The 12991-nt window shown below is 41.4% G+C and carries 17 protein-coding genes; 14 read left to right on the forward strand and 3 right to left on the reverse strand.

What is annotated here, in order from left to right:
* Positions 1–17 precede the first annotated feature (17 nt).
* Genes rplD through rpsQ form a run of 9 tightly spaced genes read left to right on the forward strand, consistent with a single transcriptional unit; the run spans position 18 to position 3992 of the window.
* Entirely contained in the window at positions 18–623 is a 606-nt protein-coding gene (gene rplD / locus FHG08_RS04495) for a 50S ribosomal protein L4 (RefSeq protein ID WP_008108340.1), read from the forward strand.
* Positions 620–922: a 50S ribosomal protein L23 gene (gene rplW, locus FHG08_RS04500; protein ID WP_008108343.1), complete on the forward strand. Its 303-nt coding sequence runs from the start codon at positions 620–622 to the stop codon at positions 920–922. Before rplD ends, rplW begins: the two co-directional genes overlap by 4 nt.
* Before the next feature lie 17 nt (positions 923–939).
* A complete protein-coding gene (gene rplB / locus FHG08_RS04505) occupies positions 940–1764 on the forward strand; it encodes a 50S ribosomal protein L2 (protein WP_007376192.1) in 825 nt (274 codons plus the stop codon).
* 15 nt (positions 1765–1779) lie between these two features.
* Positions 1780–2058 (forward strand): 30S ribosomal protein S19, encoded by a 279-nt coding sequence (gene rpsS, locus FHG08_RS04510; protein ID WP_004588689.1) that lies wholly within the window; start codon positions 1780–1782, stop codon positions 2056–2058.
* A gap of 13 nt (positions 2059–2071) precedes the next feature.
* Positions 2072–2404, forward strand: a complete 333-nt coding sequence (gene rplV, locus FHG08_RS04515) for a 50S ribosomal protein L22 (RefSeq protein WP_004588690.1) — start codon at positions 2072–2074, stop codon at positions 2402–2404.
* A 12-nt stretch (positions 2405–2416) separates the two neighbouring features.
* Positions 2417–3118 carry a 30S ribosomal protein S3 gene (gene rpsC / locus FHG08_RS04520; protein WP_008108350.1) on the forward strand — a complete coding sequence of 234 codons (702 nt, stop codon included), beginning with the start codon at positions 2417–2419 and terminating at the stop codon, positions 3116–3118.
* A 12-nt stretch (positions 3119–3130) separates the two neighbouring features.
* The gene (gene rplP / locus FHG08_RS04525) at positions 3131–3544 is read left to right on the forward strand and encodes a 50S ribosomal protein L16 (RefSeq protein ID WP_008108352.1); all 414 of its coding nucleotides are present in this window, start codon (positions 3131–3133) and stop codon (positions 3542–3544) included.
* Complete coding sequence (rpmC, locus tag FHG08_RS04530; RefSeq protein ID WP_008108355.1) at positions 3544–3735, forward strand: 50S ribosomal protein L29; 192 nt, start codon at positions 3544–3546, stop codon at positions 3733–3735. Before rplP ends, rpmC begins: the two co-directional genes overlap by 1 nt.
* Positions 3735–3992, forward strand: a complete 258-nt coding sequence (rpsQ, locus tag FHG08_RS04535) for a 30S ribosomal protein S17 (RefSeq protein ID WP_013463780.1) — start codon at positions 3735–3737, stop codon at positions 3990–3992. The genes rpmC and rpsQ overlap by 1 nt, the downstream gene beginning before the upstream one ends.
* Before the next feature lie 505 nt (positions 3993–4497).
* On the opposite strand, the gene FHG08_RS18860 is transcribed toward rpsQ, so the two are convergent.
* Complete coding sequence (locus tag FHG08_RS18860; RefSeq protein ID WP_256729588.1) at positions 4498–4851, reverse strand: helix-turn-helix domain-containing protein; 354 nt, start codon at positions 4849–4851, stop codon at positions 4498–4500.
* A 180-nt stretch (positions 4852–5031) separates the two neighbouring features.
* Between FHG08_RS18860 and FHG08_RS04545 the strand changes: the two genes are divergently transcribed.
* A complete protein-coding gene (locus FHG08_RS04545) occupies positions 5032–5502 on the forward strand; it encodes a hypothetical protein (RefSeq protein ID WP_008108359.1) in 471 nt (156 codons plus the stop codon).
* A 196-nt stretch (positions 5503–5698) separates the two neighbouring features.
* Here FHG08_RS04545 and FHG08_RS04550 read toward each other — a convergent pair whose 3' ends face one another.
* The gene (locus tag FHG08_RS04550; protein WP_178954586.1) at positions 5699–7309 is read right to left on the reverse strand and encodes an endonuclease; all 1611 of its coding nucleotides are present in this window, start codon (positions 7307–7309) and stop codon (positions 5699–5701) included.
* A gap of 297 nt (positions 7310–7606) precedes the next feature.
* Between FHG08_RS04550 and FHG08_RS04555 the strand changes: the two genes are divergently transcribed.
* The 4 genes from FHG08_RS04555 to FHG08_RS04570 all read left to right on the forward strand — a co-directional run bounded on the left by FHG08_RS04555 (position 7607) and on the right by FHG08_RS04570 (position 12635).
* Positions 7607–9421, forward strand: coding sequence for an assimilatory sulfite reductase (NADPH) flavoprotein subunit (locus FHG08_RS04555; RefSeq protein ID WP_178954588.1), 1815 nt, complete (start codon positions 7607–7609; stop codon positions 9419–9421).
* 67 nt (positions 9422–9488) lie between these two features.
* Positions 9489–11186, forward strand: a complete 1698-nt coding sequence (cysI, locus tag FHG08_RS04560) for an assimilatory sulfite reductase (NADPH) hemoprotein subunit (RefSeq protein ID WP_178954589.1) — start codon at positions 9489–9491, stop codon at positions 11184–11186.
* A gap of 42 nt (positions 11187–11228) precedes the next feature.
* A complete protein-coding gene (locus tag FHG08_RS04565) occupies positions 11229–11969 on the forward strand; it encodes a phosphoadenylyl-sulfate reductase (RefSeq protein WP_178954591.1) in 741 nt (246 codons plus the stop codon).
* A 135-nt stretch (positions 11970–12104) separates the two neighbouring features.
* Positions 12105–12635: a DUF4124 domain-containing protein gene (locus tag FHG08_RS04570; RefSeq protein WP_178954593.1), complete on the forward strand. Its 531-nt coding sequence runs from the start codon at positions 12105–12107 to the stop codon at positions 12633–12635.
* Here the strand turns inward: FHG08_RS04570 and FHG08_RS04575 are convergent.
* Positions 12622–12885, reverse strand: coding sequence for a hypothetical protein (locus FHG08_RS04575; RefSeq protein ID WP_178954595.1), 264 nt, complete (start codon positions 12883–12885; stop codon positions 12622–12624). The two genes, FHG08_RS04570 and FHG08_RS04575, sit on opposite strands and share 14 nt — an antisense overlap.
* Between the last annotated feature and the right edge of the window lie 106 nt (positions 12886–12991).

A 12991-nucleotide genomic window follows, 5' to 3' on the forward strand; every position in this document is an offset into this window, starting at 1 on the left:
GTCCTGGAGATTTAGTGATGGAATTAGCAATTAAAGACGCTTCTGGCGCTCTTGAAGTTTCTGAAGCTACTTTTGGACGTGAGTTTAACGAAGCATTAGTACACCAAGTAGTTGTTGCATACGCAGCAGGTGCTCGTCAAGGTACTCGTGCTCAGAAGACACGTTCTGAAGTAAGCGGTGGTGGTAAAAAACCATGGGCTCAAAAAGGTACTGGCCGTGCACGTGCTGGTACAATCCGTAGTCCAATTTGGCGTTCAGGTGGCGTTAGCTTCGCAGCTAAACCACAAGACCACAGCCAAAAAGTAAACCGTAAAATGTACCGTGGTGCGATCAAAAGCATCTTATCTGAATTAGTTCGTCAAGAGCGTTTAATCGTTGTTGAGAGTTTTGGTCTTGAAGCACCAAAAACTAAAGAACTAGTTGCTAAGCTTAAAGAACTTGAGCTTAAAGATGTTCTTATCGTGACTGAAGAAGTAGATGAAAATCTTTTCTTATCGGCACGTAACCTGTACAAGGTTGACACACGTGATGTAGCTGGTATCGATCCTGTAAGCTTAATTGCTTTCGATAAGGTACTAATTACAGCTGCTGCTGTTAAGCAACTTGAGGAGGCGCTAGCATGATCCGTGAAGAACGTCTTTTAAAAGTGATCCTTGCTCCACACATCTCTGAAAAAAGCACAATCGCTGCTGAAGAAAACAATACTATTGTTTTTAAAGTAGCAAATGACGCAACTAAAGCTGAAGTTAAAGCGGCAGTTGAGAAGCTTTTTGAAGTAGAAGTAACTGGTGTTCGCACACTTAACGTTAAGGGTAAAACAAAACGTACTGGCATGCGTTTCGGTCGTCGTAGCGACTGGAAGAAAGCTTACGTTACTCTTAAAGAAGGTAGCGAGCTGGACTTTGTCGGCGGCGCCGAGTAATAAGGGGAGTTAGAATTATGGCACTTCAAAAGTGTAAGCCAACTTCTGCGGGTCGTCGTCACCTAGTTAAAGTGGTTAACCCAGATTTACATAAGGGTAAACCTTACGCACCACTATTAGAGAAAAACTCTAAATCAGGTGGTCGTAATAACAATGGTCGTATTACGGTTCGTCATATCGGTGGTGGTCATAAGCAGCATTACCGTTTAATCGATTTTAAACGTACTAAAGATGGCATTCCAGCCACAGTTGAGCGTTTAGAATATGATCCAAATCGTAGCGCAAACATCGCTCTTGTATTATATGCAGACGGTGAGCGTCGTTACATTATCGCACCTAAAGGCTTAAAAGCTGGCGATGCAATCCAGTCTGGTGTTGATGCACCAATCAAACCTGGTAATGCATTACCAATGCGTAATATGCCTGTAGGTTCGACTGTTCACAACGTAGAATTAAAACCAGGTAAAGGTGCTCAAATCGCACGTTCTGCTGGTGCATACGTTCAAATCCTTGCTCGTGATGGTCAATATGTAACATTACGTCTTCGTTCAGGCGAAGTTCGTAAAGTTGAGTCTGATTGTCGTGCTACGCTAGGTGAAGTAGGCAATGCTGAGCATATGCTTCGTTCACTTGGTAAAGCAGGTGCAAATCGCTGGCGTGGTATTCGTCCGACAGTTCGTGGTGTTGCCATGAACCCGGTTGATCACCCACACGGTGGTGGTGAAGGTCGTACATCTGGTGGTCGTCATCCTGTGTCTCCATGGGGTAAACCGACTAAAGGTGCTAAGACGCGTAAGAACAAGCGTACGGATAAATTTATAGTACGTCGTCGTACTAAGTAATATTGAGGAATAGCCATGCCACGCTCTCTCAAGAAGGGTCCTTTTATAGACCTACACTTGCTGAAGAAGGTAGAGAAAGCTTTGGAAAGCGGTGAAAAGAAGCCAATTAAAACTTGGAGCCGTCGTTCAATGATCATACCTAACATGATCGGATTGACCATTGCTGTCCATAATGGTCGCCAGCATGTACCAGTTTTCGTTTCTGACGAAATGATCGGTCACAAACTAGGTGAATTTGCACCAACTCGCACTTACCGTGGCCATGCTGCGGATAAGAAAGCGAAGAAACGTTAAGAGGGGAAGATAAATGCAAGCATTAGCTAAACATAAATTCGCCTCTGGTTCGGCGCAAAAAGCACGTCTAGTTGCAGATCAGATCCGCGGGTTACCTGTCGATCGCGCACTAGAAATCCTGGCGTACAGCCCGAAAAAAGCGGCTGTATTAGTTAAGAAAGTACTTGAGTCTGCTATTGCTAACGCAGAGCATAACGAAGGTGCTGACATTGATGAGCTACGTGTAACAACGATCTTTGTGGACGATGGTCCAACAATGAAACGTATTATGCCACGTGCTAAAGGACGCGCAGACCGCATCCTTAAGCGTACAAGCCACATCACTGTTGTGGTTTCAGATAGCTAGGAGATATAAGTAATGGGACAAAAAGTTCATCCTACTGGTATTCGCCTAGGTATATCTAAACCTTGGGTTTCTACCTGGTACGCGAATTCAAAAGATTTCTCTGCACAGCTTTTTGGCGATCACAAAGTACGTACATTCCTTACTAAGGAATTGAAAGCGGCTTCTGTGTCTAAAATCGTTATTGAGCGTCCAGCAAAATCTATCCGAGTAACTATTCACACGGCTCGTCCGGGTGTTGTTATCGGTAAAAAAGGCGAAGACGTAGAAAAATTACGTCAAGCGGTAACTAAAATCGCTGGTGTACCTGCTCAGATTAATATTTCTGAAGTACGTAAACCAGAACTAGATGCACAACTAGTAGCAGACGGCATTGCCTCTCAGCTAGAGCGTCGTGTTATGTTCCGTCGCGCTATGAAGCGTTCGGTACAAAATGCAATGCGCATCGGTTCTAAAGGGATTAAAGTTGAAGTTAGCGGTCGTCTTGGCGGCGCAGAAATCGCACGTTCAGAATGGTATCGTGAAGGTCGTGTACCTCTACATACTCTTCGTGCTGATATCGACTACGCAACTTCTGAAGCCTTAACCACTTACGGTATCATTGGTGTTAAAGTTTGGATCTTCAAAGGCGAAGTTATTGGTGGTTTACCACTAGTACAAGAGCAAGAGAAACCAGCTAAACGCGCACCAAAGAAAGCCAAAAAAAGTGCTAAGTAGAGGTAGCGAGTAATGTTACAGCCAAAACGTACAAAATTCCGTAAAATGCATAAAGGCCGCAACCGTGGTCTAGCGCAAAACGGTAACAAAGTAAGCTTCGGTACTTTCGGTTTGAAAGCTACTGGTCGTGGCCGCATGACTGCTCGTCAAATCGAAGCAGCTCGTCGTGCTATGACACGTCACGTGAAACGTCAAGGTAAAATCTGGATCCGTGTCTTCCCTGACAAGCCGATCACAGAAAAGCCTCTTGAAGTTCGTATGGGTAAAGGTAAAGGTTCTGTTGAATATTGGGTTGCTGAAATTCAGCCTGGTAAAGTACTTTACGAAATGGAAGGTGTTTCAGAAGAGCTTGCTCGTGAAGCGTTTAACCTTGCTGCTCGTAAGCTGCCATTCAAAACAACTTTCGTAACTCGGACGGTAATGTGATGAAAGCAAACGAACTAAAAGATAAAAGCGTAGAAGAGCTTAATGCTGAACTTCTAGGTCTTCTTCGTGAGCAGTTTAACCTGCGCATGCAAGCAAGCACTGGTCAGCTAGCTCAGACACACACGCTAAGAACAGTACGTCGCGATATCGCGCGTGTAAAAACAATTATTAACCAGAAGGCAGGTCAATAATGAGCGATAAAATTCGTACTCTTCAAGGCCGTGTAATCAGCGACAAGATGGAAAAATCTTTCACTGTTGCTATCGCACGTTACGTGAAGCACCCAATCTATGGGAAATTCATCAAACGTACGACTAAGTTACACGTACATGACGAAAATAACACTGCAAAAGCGGGTGACGTAGTTACTATCCGTGAATGTGCACCAATTTCTAAGAACAAATCTTGGACTTTGGTAGATGTTGTTGAACGTCCAAAACAAGCTTAATTTTTAATTAAGTCTGTTTTTATAAGAAACCCCAGCTTTTGCTGGGGTTTTTTTTGCGTTTAAAAAAGCTGTAAGCGGTAAGTTTTAAGCCGTCAGCCGTCAACTGCTCGGAGTGAATTTGAGGGCCGTAGCTTGGGTTTTTAGTCTAGAGCACTCGAGAAAAAGCACGCCGTGAATACGTAATTGTCCTAATACTTTATCAATTTGAGTGATTGAATCTGACGTTAATCGTGTTAAAAATTTCTGATATACGACAGCATAGATTTTGGAGGTAGAGTAATACTGGAGTAATTGCCAAGAGCAACTAAATAACAGCTTTATAATTTACCAAACCTATGACTTTGCGAGAGTAGAGCTGCAACAATAGATAATAAAATGCATACTGCGGAAGTTACAATTAGAAAGCGGTTTTCAATTCTACTGACTTGCCTTTCGCCTACAATTTGATAGGTCACGTCCCCCTCAATAAAACGTTCGCCTTGGTATTGCTGAGTGACATTAAACGCTAAAAAATCTTCTTGCTTTGCCTGATAAGTAAAGTAGGTTTCAGCATAAAAAATTTCATACGTTGCAATAGCCAAACCATAAGGCTAATTATTAATAGCGTAAAACTCAAAATAGGCAGTTTTTTCAGTGGCACTTTGGTTGATGTTGTTACAGGTAAATAGCAATCAAAACATGCTTCGCCATAGCATCGCTTTAGCTTTTCGATTACTTCGGGAGAAGGAATGAATTGGCCATTCTCTAGTTTTGATAAGTAAGACTGTTGGATGCCTATTTCACGTGCAGCAAATGCTTGAGTCCATTTTTTGTCTGATCGAAGACGTTTTAATTCTTTTCCTAGCGATTGCATACCCATATTCTCTTCTTAATTGCAGCCACATTATTATCACTAATTAGCTAAGCCAGAGATAGAGGTCATGCCTCTATTCATGCGAATGAATAAAAGAATATCATGAATATTAATAGATTAGCGATTTTTATGGGCTACTTTAAATTATGCTAGTATTCTCAAACTAACGAAAGGATATATTGTATTATGAAAAAACACGTTTATTTATTACTTAGCTCCATCGCTTTATTCTTTGTAAGTTATCAAACTAATGCTGAACCTGTTTTTGCAGTTAAAGCCGATATTTATAAATTGAAAAATGAAATAACAATTGATAGTAAAATTTCTGAAACACTAAATTCATTGACTCCAATTCACCAACCAATGCTATTAGCTCTATTAAACGAGAGTGCACAAATAGAAATAGGGGATAAAAAACAACTAACATCACTTGAGATAAAAGCAAACGAAGATGGATCGTTTTTCAATGCATCGATGAAGTTAAAAGATAAAACAGATGGCCAATGGCAATCGATAACGTCTTTTATGCCTAACATTCCCAGTGGTCAAGCTGTATATTTTAGCCGTACTTTTATCGATAGTGTTTGGTTGATAAAGTTAACAGGAACACGATATGAATCAGAAGAGCTGGGTCTAGCTAGTTTTAAAAAACAATAATAGTAATAGCTGAAGTGCTAGTAAGCACTTATTTTTCTACTGAGGTTTAGGCTTATATTGCTAGATATCTGGATCTTGGTTTTACTCCAATTTTTAAGATGTGTTATGTACTTATTAGTAATTATAATGCGCAGTTTATAATAAAAAGCCTCTGCGTAGGCAAAGGCTTGTGTTTTCTGCGAAGCCGGAAGCCCGTTTACCAAATCATCTCTACAAATTCAGGATGATCAATATACGGGTTACGATTTCCCTGAAATTCAAACGCTGCTTGGTTGCGGTCTAATTCCATTTGGCTAACAGGATCGTTGTTATGCCACTTTAACAGCATGGCCACAACCCAGCTTTCAAATACTTGGGTACTGGTGCCATTAAGCACGTCATTACTAGCTGCGGTGTTATTTTGCCAAGCACCAATTACGTTTTGATAACGGGTTGCCATGTAAAAATAAGCACGAGCAAAGTCACCTTTAAATTCATCAATAGGTTCAAACACAGTACCGTTGTAATTAATCGTATTACTTGCAGAGCCTAATTTACTGCCGTTGGTTGAGGTAAACGAAGCGCTTGCTACTTCACCGAATGGGAAGTTGCTTCGTTTTGAATTTACATAACCGTCAGTGGCGTAAATATGATGAACATCAGAGTTCATCGGTTCAACTTTTCCACCAAACCAACTTTTAGGGAACGAATGCTCTCGGTTGTAGCAATCTGCCTCACCACTGTAGGTGCCACATTGATCGCTAACAGCTGTGTATGTGTAGCTATCAGAGCCATTGGGCTTCTCGCTGTACATATCTAAAATACTATTATCGTTTTCATAGTATTTATCACGCGCCGATGCGTCGTAAAAATTCCAAATAGCGGAATACCCCTGAGCATTATGATTATTAATAATGTTATAAAGCTCAGTTTTTAGCGTGTAACCAGACAAGCCTTGAGTTGTCACATAGTAGCCGGTTGGCGTCGGTGTTGGCTCAGTGCTTCCTAATGAGAAAGCGGTAGCTTCGGTTGTTTGAAAACTAGCTCCACTGGCGAGCAATGTGCTTTCATTATTCAAGGCGTAGCTACCACTGCCATATGAACAGCAAATACCATCGCCATAGCTGTCATTAATAGTAAATGTATACTCACCATCGGCTACGCATAATTGTTCAGTATATTGGGTGTTTGCAGCATACCCACTTCCGCTTGCAACGACACCGGTTTGGTTGTGCGCTATTTGCCAGCTGGTTTCTTCGCCGTAGTTATCTGTGGTTAGGCTAAAAGTAAGGCCGTTATCTGCGCAGCTTGGAGAGCCAATGCTGTCATTATTAGGCAAGAAGTTATCAACATAAACTAACTCGCTACCATCAAATCCCGTTGTATCATAAAAGCGTAAGCCGACATCAATGGTTTTATTACTATCAGCTGTGTAGCTGTAAGTTATACTCTGCCATTGGTTGGTTTGTGCTGGATTTGAATAGCCTTGATAACCATCTATCAACAAACGCGCCTTAAGATGGCCTTCGGTATGATACACATCTACTGAGAACTCATAAGTTTTACCCATTTCAACAGCGACTTGCTGCAAAAAATCAGTATTGCTTTGTGTGCCTGTATTAACGCTAATCGCTGCTGCTTGTGAGCCTGTGCTTACGACTGTGCTGTTGGCAGATACGTTAATACCGCTATCAATCACTGTCCACGCATCTGGGGTGTTGCCACTGTATTGTTCAAAGTTGCCATTAACCACATTAGCCATCGCGGGTAATGGGGATAATAACAAGGTGCTCAAAAGTAATTTGTTTTTATATATACCGTGTAACATAGGTGTTCCTATTTATATTTTTGCGTAATATACCTTAGAATATTAAAGTTACAAAATTGTTAAATTAAAATTTCATAAAAGGCAATAAAACCCTTTTAGGCCTATTTCGTAGGTTTTTAGATAACTTAATAACTAAATGGAATATCAAAGCAGATTCTATTCTTTTTTTATCTATGCTTAGGCGGCTATCCTGCATACTCAATTAACCTCAACAGAACTTTCTGAGTGAGGTGGCACTCATTTTAAACAATGTGAACAAGCATTGTGTTTAACGTTCAGGGTTATGAGGAAAAATTCATGTTGTTAGGTCAACTCAATGCGCTAGCAAGTCCGCTTTCGCAAGAGCAAGTACAAAAGCTACAAGGTTTAGTGGCTGAGCTTAATCCAATTCAGCAAGCCTGGGTTAGCGGCTACTTAGCTGCTAATGCTAATTCTGCAGCGCTTGGCGCGCCAGCTTCAGGTGCACCTGCAACCTCGGAGGCGGCAGCACTGACCATTTTATATGGTTCACAAACAGGTAATGCTAAAGCGGTGGCGACTAAACTTAAAGAGCAAGCTGAGTCTCGCGGCTTAGCAACAAAGCTGGTTAGCATGTCAGATTACAAACCGACTGCCCTGAAAAAAGAAAAGTTTCTAACCGTGGTTGTATCGACTTACGGCGAGGGTGAGCCACCAGAAGACGCTGAAACACTGTATGAATTTTTAATTACTAAAAAAGCGCCAAAGCTTGATGGTGTCAAAGTTGCAGTATTAGGCTTAGGTGATTCTAGCTATGAATTTTTCTGCCAAACCGCTAAAGACTTTGAAGAGCGTTTAACTAAATTAGGTGCGGAGGTTATTCATCAACGTGCTGACCTAGACGTTGATTATGATGACGAAGCAGCCACTTGGATTGAGGGCGCATTAAATGCGTTTGAACCAGATTTAAAAGCCCAGCAAGATGCAACTAGCGGTCAAGTTGTATCAATGCCATTTGGCGCTCCTGTAGCAGCGGCTAGTCAGTACACAAAGCAAAATCCGTTTGCGGCAGAGCTAAGCTTAGTGCAAAAAATTACTAGTCGTGATTCAACCAAAGATGTACGCCATGTTGAAATTTCACTAGAAGGGTCAGACATTACGTATACACCTGGTGATTCACTCGGCATTTACTTTTTAAATGATGAAGCCCGTGTAGATGAGCTACTAGCGCAAACACAAATTGATCCAACTAGCCGCGTTAAACTTGGCGATGAAGAACTCAGCGTACGTGATGCCTTAATTGAAAAACTAGAGCTAACACAATCCTACCCTGGGTTTGTTGAAAAGTACGCCACGGCTACAGGCACGCCTGAGCTGCTTAAACTAGTAGAAGATAAAGGCGCAATGCGCGAATACATTGAGCCTCGTCAAATCTTTGATGTGGTTGCACAAAACCCAGCTAAATTAGAAGCGCAAACACTAGTTGATTGCCTGCGTAAATTACAAGCACGTTTATATTCAATTGCCTCTAGCCAAGCTGAGGTTGAAGATGAGGTGCACTTAACTATTGCATTAGTTGAGTTTGAAGCGTTTGGCACAGAGCACTTAGGTGGTTGTTCAGGGTACTTAGCACGCCGCGCAGAAGAAGGCTGTAAAGTAAAAGTGTTCAGTGAACATAACGATAACTTCCGCTTACCAGTAAGTGATGACACACCAATTATTATGGTTGGTCCAGGTACTGGTATTGCGCCATTTCGCGCCTTTTTACAAGAACGTGATGCACGAGAAGCAACAGGTAAAAACTGGCTGTTTTTTGGTAACCCACACTTTACTCAAGACTTCTTGTACCAAGTAGAAATTCAAGGATACTTAAAGTCAGGTTTACTAAGTAAGATTGATGTAGCGTTTAGCCGTGACCAAGCAGAAAAAGTTTATGTACAAGACAAGTTACGTAAAAACTCAAAAGAAGTATTTGATTGGTTAGAAGCGGGCGCTCATTTTTATGTGTGTGGCGACGCTAACCGCATGGCAAAAGATGTACACAATGCCTTAGTTGATATTATTAGCGAAAACACCGGTAAAAGCTATGAAGACGCAGAGCAGTACTTAAAAGACTTAAGAAGCGCAAATCGCTATCAGAAAGACGTGTACTAAGTACACATTGTTTACTTTATAAAAAGTAACGCTAACAGCCGTCACTGTAACAAATTTAGGATTAAACATGAGCGAACAAGATAAAAACGTAAAGCTTTCTGATAACGAGCGTTTGAAAAGAGAAAGCAACTTTTTACGTGGCACTATAGAGCAAGATTTAAAAGACGAGATCACCGGTGGTTTTACCGCCGATAATTTCCAGTTAATTCGTTTTCACGGCATGTATCAACAAGATGATCGCGATATCCGTCCTGAACGTGCTAAACAAAAGCTAGAGCCATTGCATAATGTGATGTTACGCGCACGTATGCCTGGCGGTATTATTAAGCCAGAGCAATGGCTTGCAATTGATAAATTTGCTGGTGATAAAACCAGTTATGGCAGCATTCGTTTAACTACTCGCCAAACATTTCAGTTTCATGGTGTATTAAAACCTGAAATTAAAGGTATGCACCAATTGCTTAATAGTGTTGGAATTGATTCTATTGCCACTGCCGGTGATGTTAACCGTAATGTGTTATGTACTACCAATCCGGTTGAGTCTGAGTTACATCAAGAGGCCTACGAGTGGGCGGCAAAAATTTCTGAACACTTATTACCTAAAACGAAGGCATACGCTGAAATTTGGCTTAATGGCGAAAAATCTGAAACTACAGAAGAGCCTATTTTAGGTTCAACGTATTTACCGCGTAAGTTTAAAACTACAGTGACGATCCCACCTAATAATGAGGTGGACGTACATGCTAACGATTTAAACTTTGTGGCGATTGCTGAGGATGGCAAACTCGTTGGTTTTAACGTGCTAGTAGGCGGCGGTTTGGCGATGACCCATGGCGATACAGCAACCTACCCACGTAAAGCGGACGACTTTGGCTTTATTAGCCTAGAAGATACGTTAAAAATTGCTGAGCACGTAGTATCTGTTCAGCGTGATTGGGGCAACCGCTCAAATCGTAAAAATGCAAAAACTAAATACACACTCGATCGTGTTGGCACTGAAGTATTCAAAGCTGAAGTTGAAAAGCGCGCAGGCGTGAACTTTGCACCAAGCCGCCCTTATGAGTTTACTCACCGAGGGGATCGTATTGGTTGGGTAGAAGGCATTGATGGTAAGCACCACTTAACCTTATTTATTCAAAGCGGTCGTATTTTAGACTACCCAGATAAGCCGCTTAAAACAGGGTGTCGCAAAATTGCAGAAATTCATCAAGGTGATTTTCGCATGACGGCAAATCAAAACTTAATTATTGCCGGTGTACCGGCCGATCAAAAAGCAGTAATTGAAGAAATAGCCCGCAATCATGGTTTGATTGACGATAAGGACACTGAGCAACGCAAAAATTCAATGGCGTGTGTGGCATTGCCAACTTGCCCATTAGCTATGGCCGAAGCTGAGCGTTACTTACCGAGTTTAATTGAAAAAATAGAGAACTTATTAGCCAAACACGGAGTGCCAAATGACAGCATTATTATGCGTGTAGTTGGTTGTCCGAATGGCTGTGGTCGTGCCATGCTAGCAGAAGCAGGCTTGGTCGGCAAAGGCCCTGGTAAGTACAACGTTTACCTTGGGGGGAATACTGAGGGTACACGTATTCCAAAGCTTTACCTTGAAAATGTTGGCGAAGAGGTTTACTTAGAAGCATTCGATAAACTCATTGGGCAATGGGTTAGTGAGCGTAATGATGGCGAATGTTTTGGTGATTTTGTTATTCGCAAAGGTATTGTTGCAGAAGTAAAAGTATCCGTTACCGATTTTTACGCATAATTTAAAAGCAGCGCAAAGCGCTGGTGAGGTTTAAAGTTGACCATGAGTGAATTTAAAAACATATTACAGCTAGATAAGCAAAGCCAACAGGCTATGTTAGCTGATGCGAACGGTTTGCTGGCTGACATGAGCGCAGAGCAGCGCGTTGCATGGGCACTTGAAAATTTGCCTGACACTGCGTTTTTATCATCGAGCTTTGGTATTCAGGCTGCAGTTATGTTGCATTTAATGACTGCACAGCGCCCAGATATACCTGTGGTATTAACTGATACAGGCTACTTATTTCCAGAAACCTATCAGTTTATAGAGCAAATGACTTCGCAGTTATCACTTAACCTAAAAGTGTATAAAGCGCAGCTGAGCCCTGCATGGCAAGAGGCTAAATTTGGAAAATTATGGGAGCTAGGTGAGGCAGGCATTAAGCAATACAACCAGCTCAATAAAGTAGAGCCAATGACACGCGCTTTAAAGGAGCTAAATGCGAGCACTTGGTTTAGTGGCCTACGTCGAGATCAATCCTCAAGCCGTGCTGAAAAGCAAGTACTAGAAATAAGCCGAGGTACGGTAAAAGTATATCCCATTATTGAATGGAATAATCGCGATGTATATCAGTATCTAACAAAGCACAATTTGCCATACCACCCATTATGGGAGCAGGGTTATGTGTCGATGGGGGATATACATACCACGCGTAAATTAGAGCCCGGCATGAGTGAAGAGGAAACCCGCTTTTTTGGCTTAAACCGTGAGTGTGGCTTACATATAGATGGAGATGGTATTTAATTATATTATTATTCAAAGCTATAAAATCAAAAAATCGCAGCCTTTGCTGCGTTTTTTGTTGTTTAATATTTGCTGAATTGGTTCTTTTTTATTATATTGGTTGTGATGATGGATTAAACACACAGCAGGAACGCTATGAAATACTTCACCTATTTAGCAATGTCAGTGATGATATTAGCTGTAGTCTTATTATTTTTTATAAAAAAGCCAAATGGCCAGCCTTGGTTAAGTACCTCTGTTATTCACAGTGAATCAGCAGAGATTAAAAATGAAATGATAGCGCTTTCATCTAGCGCGTTAGATAGTATTACCTCAGCAATTACCACAGCGGGTGAAAAAATCACTGGGGCTACCTTTGAGACAGAAACTCCTAAGCCAATTTATAAATGGCAAGACGAGCAAGGACAATGGCATTTCTCAGATGTACCAAACAAGAATGGTAAAAGCGAAGTGGTAAAGCTTAACCCCGCCGATATTAATGTCGTGGTTGCAGAAGATACCGCCATTTTGAGTGGCAGTGCTAAATCAGCAGTAAAGCCTTTTCCTCAGCGAGCACCAGCGATATACAACAGTGAATCAATTAATAAGCTGTTTGAAGATGCTGAAAAAGCTAAAAAGAGAATAGAGCAACGCAGTAAAGAGGTCGAAAGTTTTAGCGGCTTTTAATTTTGAGGTGTTTTTGCTGTGTCTTCAAATAACGCTTTTCTGCTTCCATTAATAATATAGTTAAGTATATTTTTGTGGGCAACGATAAAAGTACGCCAATTGCAATACAGGCAGCTGCAGTAATAATACCTTTAATGCCGAACTGGTTGGTAAAGTAGCTCGATACAATTAAACCATGGCCTGTCACTATTAAGCACAATCCAAGCAAAATCGATGTTTTAAGTAGTCTTATTATTACAATTGAAGACATAGCGACCTCTGCGCAGCGTGTCTTCTTAGTGTATGTAATCTTTATAAAGCGGCATTGATTTAGCGCAAGCATCCATTAATAATATAAAAAAGCCCAGCTCATTACT

Origin of the sequence: Pseudoalteromonas sp. Scap03 (genome assembly GCF_013393115.1) — a bacterium.
Taxonomy (GTDB): Bacteria; Pseudomonadota; Gammaproteobacteria; order Enterobacterales; family Alteromonadaceae; genus Pseudoalteromonas.

What these genes read in the sequence shown, in the direction of transcription:
- rpmC (WP_008108355.1), top strand. Translation starts at nt 3,544, where the DNA reads ATGAAAGCAAACGAACTAAAAGATAAAAGCGTAGAAGAGCTTAATGCT.
- rplP (WP_008108352.1), top strand. Translation starts at nt 3,131, where the DNA reads ATGTTACAGCCAAAACGTACAAAATTCCGTAAAATGCATAAAGGCCGC.
- rpsC (WP_008108350.1), top strand. Translation starts at nt 2,417, where the DNA reads ATGGGACAAAAAGTTCATCCTACTGGTATTCGCCTAGGTATATCTAAA.
- rplV (WP_004588690.1), top strand. Translation starts at nt 2,072, where the DNA reads ATGCAAGCATTAGCTAAACATAAATTCGCCTCTGGTTCGGCGCAAAAA.
- FHG08_RS04575 (WP_178954595.1), bottom strand. Translation starts at nt 12,885, where the DNA reads ATGTCTTCAATTGTAATAATAAGACTACTTAAAACATCGATTTTGCTT.
- FHG08_RS04570 (WP_178954593.1), top strand. Translation starts at nt 12,105, where the DNA reads ATGAAATACTTCACCTATTTAGCAATGTCAGTGATGATATTAGCTGTA.
- FHG08_RS04550 (WP_178954586.1), bottom strand. Translation starts at nt 7,309, where the DNA reads ATGTTACACGGTATATATAAAAACAAATTACTTTTGAGCACCTTGTTA.
- rplD (WP_008108340.1), top strand. Translation starts at nt 18, where the DNA reads ATGGAATTAGCAATTAAAGACGCTTCTGGCGCTCTTGAAGTTTCTGAA.
- FHG08_RS04545 (WP_008108359.1), top strand. Translation starts at nt 5,032, where the DNA reads ATGAAAAAACACGTTTATTTATTACTTAGCTCCATCGCTTTATTCTTT.
- rplB (WP_007376192.1), top strand. Translation starts at nt 940, where the DNA reads ATGGCACTTCAAAAGTGTAAGCCAACTTCTGCGGGTCGTCGTCACCTA.
- rplW (WP_008108343.1), top strand. Translation starts at nt 620, where the DNA reads ATGATCCGTGAAGAACGTCTTTTAAAAGTGATCCTTGCTCCACACATC.
- cysI (WP_178954589.1), top strand. Translation starts at nt 9,489, where the DNA reads ATGAGCGAACAAGATAAAAACGTAAAGCTTTCTGATAACGAGCGTTTG.
- FHG08_RS04565 (WP_178954591.1), top strand. Translation starts at nt 11,229, where the DNA reads ATGAGTGAATTTAAAAACATATTACAGCTAGATAAGCAAAGCCAACAG.
- FHG08_RS18860 (WP_256729588.1), bottom strand. Translation starts at nt 4,851, where the DNA reads ATGGGTATGCAATCGCTAGGAAAAGAATTAAAACGTCTTCGATCAGAC.
- rpsQ (WP_013463780.1), top strand. Translation starts at nt 3,735, where the DNA reads ATGAGCGATAAAATTCGTACTCTTCAAGGCCGTGTAATCAGCGACAAG.
- FHG08_RS04555 (WP_178954588.1), top strand. Translation starts at nt 7,607, where the DNA reads ATGTTGTTAGGTCAACTCAATGCGCTAGCAAGTCCGCTTTCGCAAGAG.
- rpsS (WP_004588689.1), top strand. Translation starts at nt 1,780, where the DNA reads ATGCCACGCTCTCTCAAGAAGGGTCCTTTTATAGACCTACACTTGCTG.